General features: G+C 62.1%; 3 protein-coding genes. 1 reads left to right on the plus strand and 2 read right to left on the minus strand.

The genetic code is table 11. The features are described 5' to 3' along the window. Positions 1 to 331: 331 nt before the first annotated feature. Positions 332 to 6,709 carry a XopAD/skwp family type III secretion system effector gene (xopAD, locus tag YUU_RS0138540; RefSeq protein WP_084801755.1) on the minus strand — a complete coding sequence of 2,126 codons (6,378 nt, stop codon included), beginning with the start codon at positions 6,707 to 6,709 and terminating at the stop codon, positions 332 to 334. Between the two features lie 1,120 nt (positions 6,710 to 7,829). Beyond that, positions 7,830 to 8,360: an inner membrane-spanning protein YciB gene (locus tag YUU_RS53170; protein ID WP_063621803.1), complete on the minus strand. Its 531-nt coding sequence runs from the start codon at positions 8,358 to 8,360 to the stop codon at positions 7,830 to 7,832. A gap of 2,157 nt (positions 8,361 to 10,517) precedes the next feature. Between YUU_RS53170 and xopAD (YUU_RS53175) the strand changes: the two genes are divergently transcribed. After that, positions 10,518 to 16,169: a XopAD/skwp family type III secretion system effector gene (gene xopAD, locus YUU_RS53175; RefSeq protein ID WP_371260558.1), complete on the plus strand. Its 5,652-nt coding sequence runs from the start codon at positions 10,518 to 10,520 to the stop codon at positions 16,167 to 16,169. The last annotated feature ends 322 nt before the right edge of the window (positions 16,170 to 16,491 follow it).

Genomic DNA, 16,491 nt, shown 5'->3' on the forward strand with positions numbered 1-16,491 from the left:
GCTCCGAAACCCTGGCCAACTCCGCACCCGGCCTCCTCCTCACCCAAACCGGGAGCAAAAATAAAGAAGGCAACCGAGCGTACTCGGGAGCATCACTACGTGAGGCAAATACGCACTCTCACTTTGATTGCCGCGCCGCACAGCAGGCGCAGCGCAGAATATCGACGTTGAATCGGAGGAGGATGGCTCTTTGATACCCGGGTCAGCGCTGCGGCGGATCGGGCGTACTGACGGGGCGAGCCCGCGGCAGCCGTTGGATCATATCCGGCGCACCCAGAGCAATCACAGCCAGAAGGCCCAGCAAAACTGCAGCCGCCGTCAAGTAGGCTTTTTAGTGCCGAGGCCACAACGGCTGGAAATGCCCCGGCGTGTGCAGAATGTGCACCAGTCGACCTTCTTGGCCCAGGACAGGATGCACGGTCAGCCTGCCACTCGCATTTGCCTCGATGGCTTGAATGCGCAGGCCAAAATGGTTGGCCAGCATGACCCCGACACCTGCAGCGCTGTAAAGGTCGATGTAGCCATGCGGATCGACCGCGCGGACTTGAACCAGGTTGTTCCGCAACAGCTGAGCCTGTTGCTGAAGCTGCCGAGTCTGCCGCGTTTCGTAGTCCTGACGCCTCGTGTTGTGGGCAAATTGAAGAACCGTGTCCAGCAGGCAATTCAGTCCTTGGCCGCTGGCCTGCCCCACGTCGGCATTGACGAGCCCCAAAAGCGCTTCGAGCGTGTACCCCAACGGTCCAACAGGCAAGTCAGCCAGCGATGCCCCCGCGAGTGCCTGTGCCGGCGCCTGGTGATGTGCGGCGAACGGTACGCCGAATCCGGCGGCGCTGTGCTCGTCGTAGCCGGAAGTGCTGGCGTGCTGCCACGGATCGCTTTCGTCGAAATGACGCTCCCCATAACCGATGGGCATCTCTGATGGTCCCGTGCTTTCGGCATGGCTGGTGCCACCCCAGCCCTGCGCGCCAGTCGGTCGCATGTCGCCGGTTTGGTAACCAGGCGCGTTCCACGATTCAGCGCCGTGTGCGTAGCTATGCTCCTGCCAATCATCGATCTCGTCGCATCCAGGCGGTATCGAGATGTTGCGGACGGCTAGCCAAGCCTCGTGCGTGACCTTGCGTCGTAGCGCGAGCGGTGCGCCCTGCAGGAGCATCTCCTGAGCGCGCTTGTAAACATCGTGATAGCGCTCCTTCAGCTCAAAGGTCTCGGCCGTGTGGAACTGGATCTCCCACGGTGCACAAGCCGGGCTGCGGAGGGTGACGCTCACCGCGCTGAACGCTTCGTTCCTCTTGTTGAAGTGGTTGGTTAGCGCCGTCCTGGCATGCCCCAGCTGGTCCAGCGTCGCGAGAATACGGCGGCACCCCTCGGTGAAGTCCTGCGGCGCAAGCACCACGCTGTAGCGCAGGGCATCGTTGACAGCAGCAACGGCCTCTTCGAGGGTCTTGTTCCTGGCTGCCATCAGCGAATCGAGTTTTGCGCGCAGCGAGCCCTTGGATTTCTGCCGGTGTTTCAGGCCGGCGAGATCAGCCCGAAAGGTGGACACGACCTGCTTCAGCATTGGCGTGATTTCGCGTTCCATCTGCTGCGCACGTTCGAACAATGCTCCTGCGGCTTGCGCGACCTGTGCTCGAGATGTTTTGCCAAGCCGCTCAACAGGTGCTGGCGGCGGGGTCAGCATGCCTGCTTGCTCAAGCAATTGCACGGCGTTATGCATGACGCCTGCAGCCATGGTTGGCATGCGTTGCAACACAGACTTGGCCTGGTCGGGATCGAAGCGGTTGAGGCGCATCGCACGGGCCGTCTCCTTGCCGTGAGGCACATTGCGTACACGATCAGGGAACCTGGTTTCCTGGCGTTCGCATGCCTCGATCACCTTGGAGAATAACGCCGTGCCGGTATCGGACTTCAGCGCGTCGGTGCCGACCTTGATTGCGATGGTGAAGAGGTTGCGCATCGTCAGCTCCGGCTCACCGGGGACCAACCCGGGCTGCCCATCGGGGAACTGCTCGTGCGACAGCCGGCACACCGGGTAGTTGTCCAGGATGGCGTGGATGCGTGCCGGAGTGTCGATGGCCTCGACGTAGGCTTGTGCCAAGTCCGGGAATCGTTGGGCCAGCGCTGCGGAAACTTCGGCAGGCCCCGATGCCATGGGCTGCCCCGAGGCCTGGTAACGCCGCAAGACCTCCCCATACAGCAGCATGGCCGCCTCGCGCGCCTCGGGCATGTGCGCGCGGCCGATCGCCTGGTACGCCTGCATCGCCAATGGATGCAGCGCCTGCGGGTCGGGCTGTGCGCTCTCGAGAACGGAGGTCAGGCTGTTTCGCAGCGACCGTTCGACGCCATCGTACGTGCCGAACATCATGCTGTGCGCCATCGCCTCGCGCAGGTCGCCGGGCTGCGACAGGAAGCGCGTTGCCAGAGTGCTGGCCGTGCCCATCAGCTTGCGTCCGCGCTGCTCGGCCAAGATCTCGGACGCACGCCCCGGTCGGTAGTGCCCACTGTCAGCGTCGAATGCTGGCGTGGCCGTCTTCGGCGGCTTGAAGGAACGGGGCTGGCCGCGCCGCGCGGCGCGCTCGTCCATCACGCGCTCGATCAGCGTCGCCAGCTTCGGGTAGCCCGCATACACGAAGGCATCATCGCCGTCACAATCCATGTTGCGCTTGCGCAGTTCATCGATCGGCAACGCTCCCAGCCGACCGGGCTGCACGATCTCCTTGACGCGCAGGCTGCCGGTGCTGAGCATGTCGCTCGCGGTGGCAGCGCGGTCGCGCCCGTCGGTCCAGCGCGACAAGGTCTTCAGGTCCTCCTTCGAGCACACCAGGTCCATGTTCTCGTGCGCGGGCGACCAGCACCCCTTGGGTGGGATGATGAGCATGCCCTTGCTGTGCAGCATCTCGGCATCCTCGCCCGAGTGGTCGTTGAAGCCGGTGTAGCTGTACTGGATGGCAAAGCACCTCGATAGGAAGTGAGCTGTTGCATCCCCCTGGGCTGTGGTGGCGACTCGGTGCTCGGGCACCGGCAGCAGGTTCTCCTTGTCGTACGGCGGCTTGCCGAGCAGCAGCGCGCCGCCTGCCCCGTCGAAGGCGGCGCTGCGCTGGCTCGGCAGATGCAAATTGTTGTCGGCGGACGGCACGGCACGTATCTTCTGACCAGCATAGCCGCCGCTGACGGTCAGGTCATAGAGCATTACCGAATCGATGCCGAGGCCCGCCTGTCCGGCAGCAGAAGTTCCTTGCTGCCGGGCCAGGTTGTGCAGGCGGTGCTGCATTGCTTGATGCGCTTCCGCGATAGCTTCCACGTCGTATGGGAAGTGCTGCAGTGCCTGCGGTGCCAGCCTCTTGAGCTCGCTCTCTTCGGCCACGAGCTTGCGTTGCTCTTCGTCGGCATTGCCTCTGCGCACTGCCACCCACGCCTCGTAGTGCTTGCGGACCGCGGGAATGCGCATGGCCACCTCGAACTTGAGGAAGCCGCAGCCGTCATTGGGGCACAGGGCGATGTACTGGCCGCCTGGTCCGGCCAGCTTGAACGGGTGCTGCGGCCCTGGCACATCGTCGATGAAGCCCATGCGCAGCGTGCCCTCGACCACGTGGTCGCTCGGCACCATCTCCAGCAGCGCACGTTGCATCCGCGACCAGTCCTCGCGCTGCGGTGCGAGTTTTGCGGCAAGCTGCATCAGAGCGCTGCCGGGGGCCGTGTCGGCATAGCGAACCGCCGGCAGCATCGACGCCGCCGCCCTGTCGCCGGACAGGATACCGGACGCCCGTTGCTGGCCGCCTCGGCTCAAACGGCTGCCGCCGAACAGATCGAAGCGCCACGGCTCGCCCAGGAAATCGAAGGTGCGCGCCAGCATGAACGCGGACAGCGAACCGGGCAGTTGCACCTCCACCAGGGGCAGACCGGTCAGGCGCGCAAACAGCGAGTACGGCTTGCTCTCGTCCTCCATGTTGCTTTTCAGCATCTTTCCCTGCATGTCCACCACGACGTGCCTGGTGTCCCCTGCGCCAGGGGCCGGCGCCTGGGGTCGCCCGGGCCGCGTTCGCATGCTTTGATGCACGTCCTGCACGCTGAACTCGGTGGGCTCATGGATTCGCCTGAGCTGCTCGAAGTGCGAGAGCATGTGCAGGTCCAGCGCATTCAGCACTTCATCGCCGGCTTCGATCTGCGCGATCAGGTTCCAGCTCATTTGCCCGAGGTCCGACTCGATGGCCTCGCGTGTGCGCTCGAGCGTCTCTGTGACCCAGGCGGTCAGCTCCTCACGGTGAGCTCGCACGGCCGAACGTTGCCCCTCGACATTGCGCGGCTTCCACTGCCTGCTCACCACTGCATAGGTCTTGAGCACCTGATAGAAGGTCAGTGCCGGGCAGCGTGTGGAGTGCTGCTCGCCGTCGGGCGCAGCGCTCGCAACAGTGGCTGGGTCATCGGTTTGCTGTCCCTGCAGAAAACGATCGATCTTGCGCGCGACGATCGGCTGCATCTGATCGAAGACAGACAGTGCCAGGCGGTGATGGCGCGAGAGTTCCTGGCTGCGTGCCAGGGGCAGCAGGCCCAGGCACAGGTTACCCACCGATTCAAGGTCCGTCTCGCGCAAGTCCGTTTCGCGGCACAGGTTTGCCACCCTGTTCAAGGCCGGCACGGCGAGCGGCCGCATGTCGCGTTGCAGTTGTTCAATGACCATCGCCTTGAAGATCATGGCGATGTCCTGGGCCTGCGCCGTCTCGAAGTGATCCCGATGCAGATCGAGGTGCGCGGCCAGCCCCTGAAGCTTCGCGCGCGCCAGCGCTTGAACCTCCGCCTCGTCGTCCGCATCCACTGCTGAGTGGGACAGCTGCGACAAGCCGTTGCTGACCTGCGCCAGCGCGGCCATGTTGAAATCGCGCCACGGAAGGTCAGTCCCACCCGCTCGATCAGCCAGAGCAATCGACGCCCAGCGCCAGTCCGGCGCGTGGGCCGACCCGCGCAGTGCGTTGAGCGACATGGCGACTTCTTGCGCGTTCATCCCCTGCAGCAACGTGTCCTCGCTCACGACCCGTTCGGCCAGGCGTCCGGTTGCATCCAGGCAGACTTCGTTGGCGGGCCACTTGCTCAGGGCGTTGAGCATGTTGGCGACATGTTGTGCGTCCGTATCATCGACCAAGGACGCCTCGCCTGCGATTCGCTTGGCCAGGCATTGGGCCGCGTCCCGGCAGATCCGGCTGTCGGGCCACTTGCTGAGCGCGTTGAGTGAGTGGGCGACATCTCGCGCGTTCATCTCCTGCAGCAACGCGTCGTCGCGCGTGATCCGTTCGGCCAGGCGCCTGCCTGCCTTCTTGCACGAACGGTTCTCGGGCAACTTGCTCAGGGCGTTGAGCAAGTTGGCAAGATGGCGTTCGTCCATGTCCTCGAGCAGGGGCGCATCATTGGCGATTCGCTCGGCCATGAAACTGGAAGTCAGCTGCAAGACGGGACTATCCCGCCACTTGCTCAGGGCGTTGAACGCGCTGGCAACCGCTTCGGCGTTCATCTCCTGCAGCAACGCATCGTCGCTCGCGATCCGTTCGCCCAAGCGCTCGCCGGCAATTCGGCAAGCGGGGCTGCCGGGCCACTTGCTCAGCGCGTTGAGCGAGTTGGTGACATTTTGTGCGTCCATGTCCCGCACCAGGCCCGCATCACTTGCGATTCGTTCAGCCAGACCTTCACAGGCGTTCTGACAGGCGGGACTGTCGGGCCACTTGCTCAGTGCGTTGAGCGAGTTGGCGAGCGCTTGCCCCCCCATCTCCCAGGTCAAGTCTGCATCGTGTGCGATTCGCTCGGCGAGATGTTCGACAGCGCGGTGGCAATCTGAATTGCCTGACCACTTGCTCATCGCGTTGAGCACGAGGCTGCCCCCTTGTGCCGTCAGGTCTCGGTCCAGCCGCTCACGCAGCAGCACGCGTGCCAGGCGAGCCACGGCCTGCTCGCAGCGATCGCTGCTGGTGTTCTTCGAGAAAGCGTTCGCAAGCAACGCCAGGTTCTTGCCACTCAACTCCGGCAGGCTGTCGTGTTCCAGCACCTCACCGGCGATCCAAGCTACGGCTTGCATGCACGTGGTTCTCCGCGGGTGCTTGCTAAGCTGGCTGCCCAGGCGCACGAGGTGTTGCAGCGGGGCATCTACGAACCAGTCGGTCTTGACCAAGTAGTGTGCGGCCAAATCCGTGCAGCGTTCCAGATCCCGTCGGTACTGATCGCTTTGTGGAGAAGCGGCGGAGCGGCTCAGCATCTGGAAGTACCTGTCAAGCCATCCCGCATTCTTCCCTGGCGTCGCACCGCCGTCGAGAAATGGTAGAGCCGAGCCGTACCCATTGCGCTCTGCCAACACGTTATCGCGGGCCATCTCTATGCACGCTTGAGGATGCCGCACGTGATGTTCTTGCGGCAGGTCGGGTTGCGCAGCAAGGCGCAGCTGCTCCCGTTGATACCGACGCAGCTGACGGAGTTGCTCGATCTCATGACGGCGCAGACCTCGCTCGCATTCCGTCAGCTGTTCCGTCGTTGGCCCGGCGTCTGCTGGGGCTTTTCGCGCAACCTGCGACATGCGGGACGCGGTGCTGCCGTGATGGACGGGCTCATGCGTGGTGACCTCCCGCTCCGCCGCGGACGTGCGGCGCGTAGTTTCCCTGAAATCTTCAAGGCTCTCTTCCGCCTCACCACGGTTGCGCTTGACGAAATCGATGCGAATTTCCGAAGAGATCATATCGGACGCCGAGCCAGCGGACGACTCTCCGCGACGCCCCGACCCGAAAGCTTTGCCGAGCTTTGACTTAACACGCGAAAACAGTCCACGGCTTTTGTTATCCTTCGTCCGCGCCGCAGGGGGCGCTTCTGATGGCGCGGTGTAGCGCGCGCTGTCGAACAGCCCGCCGCGCAAATCAGACTGCGAGGGCCTGGCAGCCGAGCCACGGTGAGCCCGAGGAACATCTACGCTTAATCGCGGATCGCCGACCCAATTGTCCTGCAGGTTGGACCCTGGCGGCATCCGCATCGAGCCGCCGACGCCAGTGCGCCGGATACTCCGATGCCGCTCTGCGGGGGGCGCATCAGGCGAATTAGCCTCTGCGGGGGCAGCATCAGCGGAACTGACTCGCAACCCACTCAGCTGCTCTTCAAAGTTCGATTGTTCAGCATGCACGTTCGCGGAGCGCTCCGTTGCCATCTGCTCCGTGTACCATCTGCTCCAATCTCCATGGTCCGGAAAGAAGCCACCTCTATTAGACTCCACGCTCCTCTCCTTCGCTTTGGAATAGGGTATGCAACCCGCACTTCACGCGTATTCCTGCCCCACTTAAGAGACACATAGAAGTTCACCATCCAGACCAAACAAGGAATATCACGCCGACGATTGCTTAAGATGGGCTCGGCTTGAACGAAATCGCTCTCGTTCTCCGCTGGGTGTGCGGCAAATTCCTCGTCGACGTCTGGAAGTCGTCTTCCATAACTCCGGATCCTTCGAACCAGCGCTTTGTCTCGGTGTAGCCGACTGCTTCATATCGATCAGAGGGACACGCTGCGAGTGCGTCATCATCGCCACTGTCGTCTCGTTCGATCTCGGGATCCTCGATAGCCGCACCGGCGCTACACTGGTCCATGTAGCCAGCAACACTGCCGCGAATTGCAAGCATTGACGGGCCTCATATCTGCGAATGGCCGTTCATCATGGACAACGCCGAAGGAACGCGCAGGGTGAGAACTTTGCCTGGAAGGAGATGTCGATGCTTGCGATTTTAAGGTCCGGCGCATCCCCTTGTTCGAACCAGATCCGATCAGCTCTGGATCATGCCGAAACGGGATGCCGCTCAATTGCAACGTTCGCCGCGTCAATCGTCTCTTATTCGACTGGCCCGCCCTCGACATCTATCCCGAACTCCGACTCGGGCAGGCGCTGGTGGACTTGGACAAAAGATGATTGGGCGGAACGCGACAGCCGCGGCATCGTAGCTCTTGGTCAGCGGCATCAGAGCGAAACCGAAGAGCAGGGGCAACATCGTCACGCCAAACGTCCTGAAGGCCACCCAGGCATCCGTGGTCTGGGTTCGCCAGATGACCTCGTTCAAGATCGTCATGCCTGCGAAGAAGATCACCCAGCGAAAGGTAAGGACACGCCAGCCCTGCGGGCTCAGATTGAGGATGCGATCCAATGTCACCACCATGAAGGAGCGGCCGAACAAAAGTCCGCCACCGAGAATCGTCGAAAGCAGTCCGCTGACGATGGTTGCCTCGACCTTGATGAACGTATCCTCATGCAAAGCCAACGTCAGCGTACCGAACGCTAGCACGCTGACGCTGGTGATCAGCATGCGGCCCTTCACCACGAGGGATGCGATCCCTGTCAAGACGGTCACGACCATGAATGTGGCGGTAGCAGCGAAAAGGCGGAATTTGCGTTCACAGCATAGAAGACGATCAGCGGGCCGGGTTCGGTGGCGAAGTTGAGCACCGTATGCGGTTGGTCTTCTCCATCGCCTGCGTTGACTACCATCCTCGACCCTTTTTACGTGCTCGGGAAACGCTAAGGCGCAGAATGTACAATTTGACGCTGCGTGAGCATCAAGCCCCTTCGAAGGCTATCCTCTCATGGCATGCTTGCGGTAGCCGCAGCCTCGGTTCGGCACGCCGCTTGCTTCGTTCAAGGCGGCATCTCCAAGTCGCCCGATGATGTAGAGGTCTATTAATGCGCGTTTATTTACGTCAGCTTGTTGTCAGCTCGTTCTGGCTCGCTGCCAAAGATTCCTGACGGGCGCTCCCCCGAAATTCCTCTAGCCTGGTTTCTGTCGCGAAACGCTCGGATTGAATGGTGGTGATCCAAATTATCTCTACAGAGCAGGCACAAAATGCCAGTAGAGGACGTCATCGGCAAGCCGCCGGGCCCGGAGAGCTTGCTTGCGTTTCATCCGCAAGAATGAATCAGCAGCAACCAACGTCAACTTGCAATTCCGTCCGACCTTGCGGTTTTCAGCCCACCGGCCGATTCTATTCCAAGGCTCACCGGACCGAATTTTGCGCCGGAAAGTAGCTAAGCTAGGGATCTGGAGCTTTCGTCTGCTGTGTGACCAGGGCTCTGACGGATCGAGCAGCCAGGCGTCTAGTCGAATGGATTGTCGTGAGCTGATGGACCAAAGATTGGAATCGACGGGCAGAAGGAGGGTAATGCTCGGCTCGGTGCTCGACGCGGCGCTCCCATTCGGTCAGCTCTACGTCAGACAAGACCGATATAGGTGGCCGAGCCGGCATGACTTTCGAAGTCGTGAGAGCAGGCAGCCCAGTCCCTCTAAATCGGGAGTTGGATTATGAGGGGCATTGACGAGCGCGGGAATTCGCTCGGTTCGGAACGCGCCAACGAAGGTGGGGACGCCGACGGCTCTCGCGCAGGAGCGGCGCGTGCCCCCGGCGAAGAGACCCGATCATTCGATTCTGCTGTGGAGCGGATTCGCTCTGAGCTTCAGGATTCAGGCGCTTCCAGATCGCGTATCGCGCAACCCGCCAGCGGTGCGGACCGGTTTGCCGGTCCCCCTATCGGCGCGCATCGTATCCTTCGCGCTGCGCTGCAGGGCGCAATGGGTGGAAGCCGTCGTCGTTTCCGCTCCTTGCCGGAATCCAGTTCGTCGCGTTCCGATGAGGAGCTCTGGCGTGACGATCCGGCGGCCGGAAGCTCGCAAACAAGCGCGCGCCCGCAGCACACGCAATCCGTCTCCAATCGGCGTGGCGGACCAGAAGGAGGGCGCGTGCACGATGTGCCATCGCAGGTCGTCCAGGGTTCAGGCTCGCAGCGACCCTGTCGACCTGACAGTGGCGCACCACGTGGCGAGGCGGACTCCTTGCCCTCGGATGGCGAGCCGTGGCGCGCCGATCGAACGGCCGAAAGCTCGCAAAGAGCGGCGCTTCCGCCGGATACGCAATCCGTGCCCGAGCGAAGTGGCAGGCTAGGAAGGTGGCGCATGGGCGATGTGCCTGCGCAGCCAATCCCGCGTGACGGCTCGGAATCGCAACATGGATCTTACAGAGGCGCGCCAAATCGGGAAGCAAGTCTGTCGCGTTCGGATGGCGGTCGGTGGCACGCCCATCGAGCGGCCGAAAGTTCGCAAAGAGTCGCGCTGCCGGCACATCGCCAATCCGTCTCCGACCCAAGTGATGTACCAGAAAGGCCGCGTATCAACCATGCGACTGTGCAGAACGTCCAAGCCGCAATATCGGAAAGGCATTTTAGGCGTTCAGATAAACTGAATGCGGCGCTAAGAGAAATCGCCAGAGCTCGCAACATCGGTATTTTCTCACGTAAAGTGGTGCATCACAACGGGGAGCTGAAGGGGAAGGACCTTTCAGAATTTCTGCAAACCGCAGCTGGCCATTTTGATGCTCGGTTTGTGGCGCAGTTGGAAGAAAATATCCGATCGTCATGGGGGTACGCCACGACTTGCAACGCGGTGAGCCGGGACGCGGGAGGTCAGGCCGGCATAAGAGCTTGTCGAGCCCTAGCGGCTCAGGTATCGCGGCTTGACAAGGCGCTCTTGACGCAGGTCGACCCTCGGGCCTTTTCCCTTTTCGCATCATCGTTTGGTCGGCATCCCCGGGCAACGGAATGCCGCGACGGAACGGTCAAAATCGCAGAATTTTGTCGCGATGAAAGCGGGATACTTCAGAAAGCCGAAAGTCAAGGTCTGGCATTACTGGCGAACGGCTTCAGCAAGTGGCCGGAAGAGGCGACCTGTCGCGACGCCACAATCGCAATCGCGGGTGCGATCCCTCGCCACGTCTCCGATTCTACACCGCAGCACCTGGCGAATTTTACACCGCAGCACCTGGCGAACCTGGTGAACGGTTTCAGCAAGTGGCCGCAAGCGGCGGACTGTGGCGATGCCACAGTTGCAATCGCTGGTGAGATCCGTCGCCGTCAGCTCTCCGATTTTACATCGCAGGACCTGGCGATCATGGTGAACGGTTTCAGCAAATGGCCGGAAGCGGCCGATTGTGGCGAGGCCATCGTCGCAATCGCGAGTGAGATCCGTCGCCGCGGGCTCCTCGATTTTACACCGCAGNACCTGGCGAACCTGGTGAACGGTTTCAGCAAATGGCCGGAAGCGGCGGATTGTGGCGAGGCCATCGTCGCAATCGCGAGTGAGATCCGTCGCCGCGGGCTCCTCGATTTTACACCGCAGCACCTGGCGAACCTGGTGAACGGCTTCAGCAAGTGGCCGGAAGCGGCGACCTGTCGCGAGGCCGCAATCGCCATCGCCGGTGAGGTACGTCGTCGCCCGCTCTCCGATTTTACTCCGCAGCACCTGGCAAGCCTGGTCAATGGTTTCAGCAAATGGCCGGAAGCGACGGACTGTCGCGAGGCCACCGTCGCCATCGCCGGTGAGATCAGTTGCCGCGACCTCTCCGATTTTACTCAGCAGCACCTGGCGAACCTGGTGAACGGTTTCAGCAAATGGTCGGACGAGGCGGCCTGCCGCGAGGCCGTCGTCGCCATCGCCGGTGCGGTGCCTCTCAACCAGCTCTCCGATTTCAATTCGCAGGAACTGACGAACCTGGTGAACGGCATTAGCAGGTGGCCGGACGAGGCGGCGTGCCACCAGGCAGTAGTAGACATCGCGCGCAATCTCGGTACGAGAGGCCGGCGCTTCGGTGTTTTCACAACGCCTGAGCTCAGCATGATTGCCAATGCCCTCGGGCGAAGTGTCATGAGGGCGGAGGACACTGGACAGATCACACAGACCGCTCTGCTGAACGATCGGCTCCATCAGCTGGCGCACCACCTTCACTATGCGACGGATCGCCTGGAGCAGGCCAATGTTCTGAGCATCGCGACCATTTTCAAGGTGCTGGGTAAGGCCAGGCTATTCGACGAACTCGGTTCGCTCGCGCCCACAGGCCTGGGTCGGCTCGAGGAGTTGCGTCGTCACCCCGGTTTTGCCACCGAGAACAACCTCGAAACCGTAGGCAATCTGTGCGTAGCTCTGCTGCCGCTGGCCCGCAGCTCGCAGAAGCCGCTGCGCTGGCACCGCAGACAGGCTCTGGGCTTGCTGAACGATCTGCAATCAGTCGTGGAGCAGAAGATCGAGGCGCATCTGGCAGCAAGCGATGCGGAGCGGACCCGTGGACCACTGGCGACCCGCTGCCCCGCGCTGTCGATCTATCAGGTGCTCAAGGCGCGTGCGAGTCTGGAGACTCTGTACCGACGGCCGTATGTCGAGGGCAAGAGGTCCGATTTGTGGATGAGGCAGCAAGAGCTGCGGCGCGGGACCAGGCAGATCCTGGCCGGCGCGCGCGACCTCATCCAAAGCGATCTGTCCAATATGAGCTGGAATCTGATCGCGCAGATCGAGGCGGAAAGCCCGGTCGATGTGCTCGACGCGCTGATGGTGCAGGATGCGGAAAGGATCAAGGCGCAACATTCTGCGTCCATCTTCGACGTCCATCAGGTGTTGCGAACCATGGATCACGAGCCGAGGCCGCCGCAGGGGGAAGCGGGACTGATGCAGTTGCCGGTGGTGGACCTGCAGGGACGGCGAGTGGCCACGGAGCCCGAGACACGGTATTCGATTTTTCATCGCCTGACCTCGGGGGCGTTGCCGGTGGTCGCGGTGCAACTGCCGGCAAGGCCGAGCGCCTTCATGCTGGCGCGCACGGTCACTGTCGAGGGGGTTCCATACCGTATGGACCTGTTCGGCGGCAGCAAGTTAAAACCACCCAAACCGACCGTGTCGCAGATCGCCGCCCGCGCGCCAGGCGAGCAGCCAGCCGCGTCTTCCGGAGGGAAGCTGCTGGCCATTCCCTATGCCGACACCGCACCCGGCACGGCGTTCGAGCAGCTGTCACGCGCCTGGGCGCCTTTCAAAGAGGCCTATTATTACACTCAGCGCAGGGGGTTTGCAGCACCACCGGCGATCAAAGATCTCGGGCCTCACGACTATGCGCTGGAGGGCACCTTCAACCTGTTGCTGCTGCCGGACCGCGCTGCCACCGAGGAGCATCCCTTCCAGCTGATTGGGCCGCAAGGCCCGATTGCCCTGCGCCCCCATGACGGCTGTGGCTTCATCAAGGCCTCGCTGGCCGAGCGTATGCCAGCGGTTCGCCGGGCCGGCCATCGGGAAGGTGCCGATCGGATGCATGCCTTCGGTGAGGGAAGGCGATCATCGCTGCCGGCCTCCGCGCTGCACCATTATCCGCGCAGCGCGCAGGTGGCGGATGAGGCGCGCGAGAAGGCCATGAATTGGCTTGAACACAGGCAAGAGGAAAAGCTGACGTCTGAAGAGCTGTTTCGCACCGTGACGGCCGGACACATCGACGGTCCCGGCGCAGTCGCCGTACCGTCCGATGATGGCTGCCTTCATGTGCCGACGCTCAAAAGCGACACCTTGACGGGAACGAGTGGCGTGCTGCTCGGGCGGTCCCCCTATGACAAGCCCAACTTGCGCCCGTTCGAAGCCGAGCGAGTGAGGTCGGCGGTTGATGGCGATTCGACTGCCGCGTTCCTGGATCAGTGCGTGGCCATGCAATACAGTTTTAACGTCGCCCAAAAGTCAGCCGAGCACTTGTCAGCTGACGATCCGACGTTTTTTGCCAAAGGCATTCTGATCGTGGTGCCGGACGAGATGTGGCCGGCCAACCACGCCGGCCACGGCCTGGTCATGTCTGCCGAGGACGTCAAGTCCCATTCGAACTGGACCAAGCGCAAGGACCGCGTAGCGGAGGACACGCCGGTCGACTGCGTCGGCATCCTCCAGGCGACCGAGCTGTTCGCCCCGGGCTCGTTGGTGGCCGTTCCGATCGGTGAACAGAAGAAGCTTGACGGTGACTTCGACGGGGACACCGCCATTGTCATCGCCGACCGGCCGCAGCTTTATGAGCATGTCCGGCAGTTCGATCAGGTCGTGCATGCGCGCGGACTTCGCTCGCTCAAGCCGCCAAAGTCGCATACCCCGGCAATTGAGGGCGAGAGCTACCACTTCAGTCGCGCCAGCCAGATCCTCGCTGCGACACAGGATGTCTTGGAAATCTATAGCTGCCTGCAGCGAGACTTTTTGGCCCAATCGCATGATGCCCGACACTGGTTTGCCGAACGTGCCGTGTTTGGGACTTTCGAGGGCATTCACGACGAGCTCAAGCGGGATATCTGGGCCCTGTTGAACCAGGACCAGGTGCGCGGCCAGGATATCCAGGACAAGCTCGAGCGGGCGAGGGACGAGATCGAGGCTGCAGACCATCCGGTCGCCGGCGAAGTCGCCGAGCTGCTCATTTCCGACCTCGAGGCGTGGGCCGCGAGCGCGGATCAGCAGGTCCTGTCCGAGGGCGTTGAAAGCGAGAGCGACCCAACGCTGACGCTGAGCCCAGCGCTCTCTGAGCTTTTCCCGGAGCTGGCGGAAACCTATCCGGCAACGCCTGACCCACGCCATAGAGTCCAGGCCTTGCTCGACCATTATCCTGCGCGCATCGATCCCCGCCCGGATGGTTACAACGCGGACGACCTCCTACAAAGCGCAACCAACCTCCTGAGCCTCGGCATCAAAGTCGGGACCGACGCCTATAAATCAGACACGGGTGCTCGCATCTTCATGAAGAAGGGCCAAACGCTTCAGCGGCTCCTGCAACGGACGCCAGGTCTGCAGTCCGTGCCCTACAGCAAGGGACTGGCGGCGACCCTCAACCAGGGCAGGTTCGATGCCGATGCGACCTTGGAGGATCTGAAGGACAATCCCACGCTGGCGGCTTCAATCATGGAAGCCTCGATCAAGCTTGCGGTGGAGAAGCAGATTCTGCCCGCCTCCTCTGGCCGACAGCCTGCCGCTGAGGATTCCGCCGTGACCGTCACGCTGACCCGCTCCGAGGCCTCGGAGCGCGCCCAAATGGAGGCTGACCGCGCTCAGGCCAAAGAGGAGAAAATCACCGCAACGACACTCTGGGTTGTTGGAATCCTCAGGAAAGCAACCGTCCAGGTGAATATGCCCCATCTCGATCGCAGGTTGAGATCAGAGAGCTCCATCAGGGATCAGCTCACCGGCATGAGCGTCCCATCCGGCAGCGTCGCACAGCTGATCGGCAACGCCGTCCGCCATGTCTTCGAAGTCCCTGACATGGATTTTACCCGCGCCTTCAAGACGGCCATGCTGGCGTTCGAGGAGCGGGGCTACGCCGAGGTCAGCACGACCAACTGGTTCAGGATGCGCAATCCGACCTTTGTCGGCATCAAAACCGTGCTCGCCACCCCGGAGGATTACCGCTTCGAGGTGGAGTTCCACACGCCAGACAGCTACCAGGCCAAGATTGACAATCACGATACCTACAAGCAGCTGGATAAGCTTCGCAAGCAAGCGAGCGGCGATGCGCTGGAGCAAGGTAAGGCGCAGGCGCTCACTCAGAGCGTGCGAGCCGTCTGCAAGGAGGTCGCCATCCCCGATGGCGCCAGGAACATCCCCCATTGGGGCGGTGAAGCGGGTCTCAGAGGCGCCGCCAGCGCAGCCTTTGGACTGCGCGCTGCCGAAGAACAAAAAAGAAGGCCAGAGAGGTCGGGCATTGCAAAAGAGATTGTCGCTGCTCTCGGTGCGCGGCCCATCGTGCTCGTCGGCCTGCCCGGCGCCGGCAAATCCACCATCGGCCGGTATCTCGCAAGACGACTGGGGCTGCCCTTCATCGATTCCGACAGACAGATCGAGCAGGCCACCGACATGTCGATATCGAAGATTTTCGATGCCAAAGGCCCGCAGTGGTTCAGGGACAGCGAGGCAAGCGCGATCGCGCAGTGCGTCGAGAAAGGGAACGTTGTCCTGGCAACCGGCGGCGGGGCGTTCGAGCGCGAGGAAACGCGGCGCCTCATCCAGGACAAGGCGGTGTCGATCTGGCTCGACACCAACCGAGATGAGATATGGAAGCGCCTTGCAAAGGACACCAGCCGTCCGTTGCTGCGCATCGACAAGGCGGAGGATAGCGACGTCGCCGAGAGCTCCAACACGTCGGCCATCAAGAAGCTGCGCTTCGAGGAACTCGTCGCGCAGCGCACGCCCCACTATCGCCAAGCCGATCTCACCGTCGTTCCGCGCGAGAAGCGGGACAACAAGAACGCAGATGCATGCGTGCGGGCGCTGCACACCTACCTTTGCGAGCAGGGCGCTCCGGACCAGAAACGCCCTGAAGATCAACGAGAGGCAATCCGCAGGGGATAGCGGCCCGCCGGCTACTAATCACAACGCATTAGCATTCTCCCTCTCTCACACGTATCGGTATCCAGATTCAAGCCCGACTGCATGACGCGGCTCGTTTGCCGAGCTGATCAACCTCACATTCGGTCGCCACCTATCGCGGCTGCACCAATATCCCGCTTGCGGCGGGCGGGGCTCAAGACGACGAGACCATTCTCTCTGAAACGGCATTTAGGGCCCGTTGATCATTTACCGAATCGGATTTTTCCGTTCGGGGGATTCCCAAGGTGACTCGCAGCTCATATAGAATCGCAGGGTGATTGACGATGCGGCGATCAAATTGCGC

The organism is Bradyrhizobium sp. Ec3.3, assembly GCF_000472925.1.
In the GTDB taxonomy this organism is placed as follows: domain Bacteria; phylum Pseudomonadota; class Alphaproteobacteria; order Rhizobiales; family Xanthobacteraceae; genus Bradyrhizobium.

Coding starts and splice junctions, on each gene's coding strand:
- xopAD (WP_084801755.1), bottom strand. CDS start 6,709: ATGATCTCTTCGGAAATTCGCATCGATTTCGTCAAGCGCAACCGTGGT.
- YUU_RS53170 (WP_063621803.1), bottom strand. CDS start 8,360: ATGGTCGTGACCGTCTTGACAGGGATCGCATCCCTCGTGGTGAAGGGC.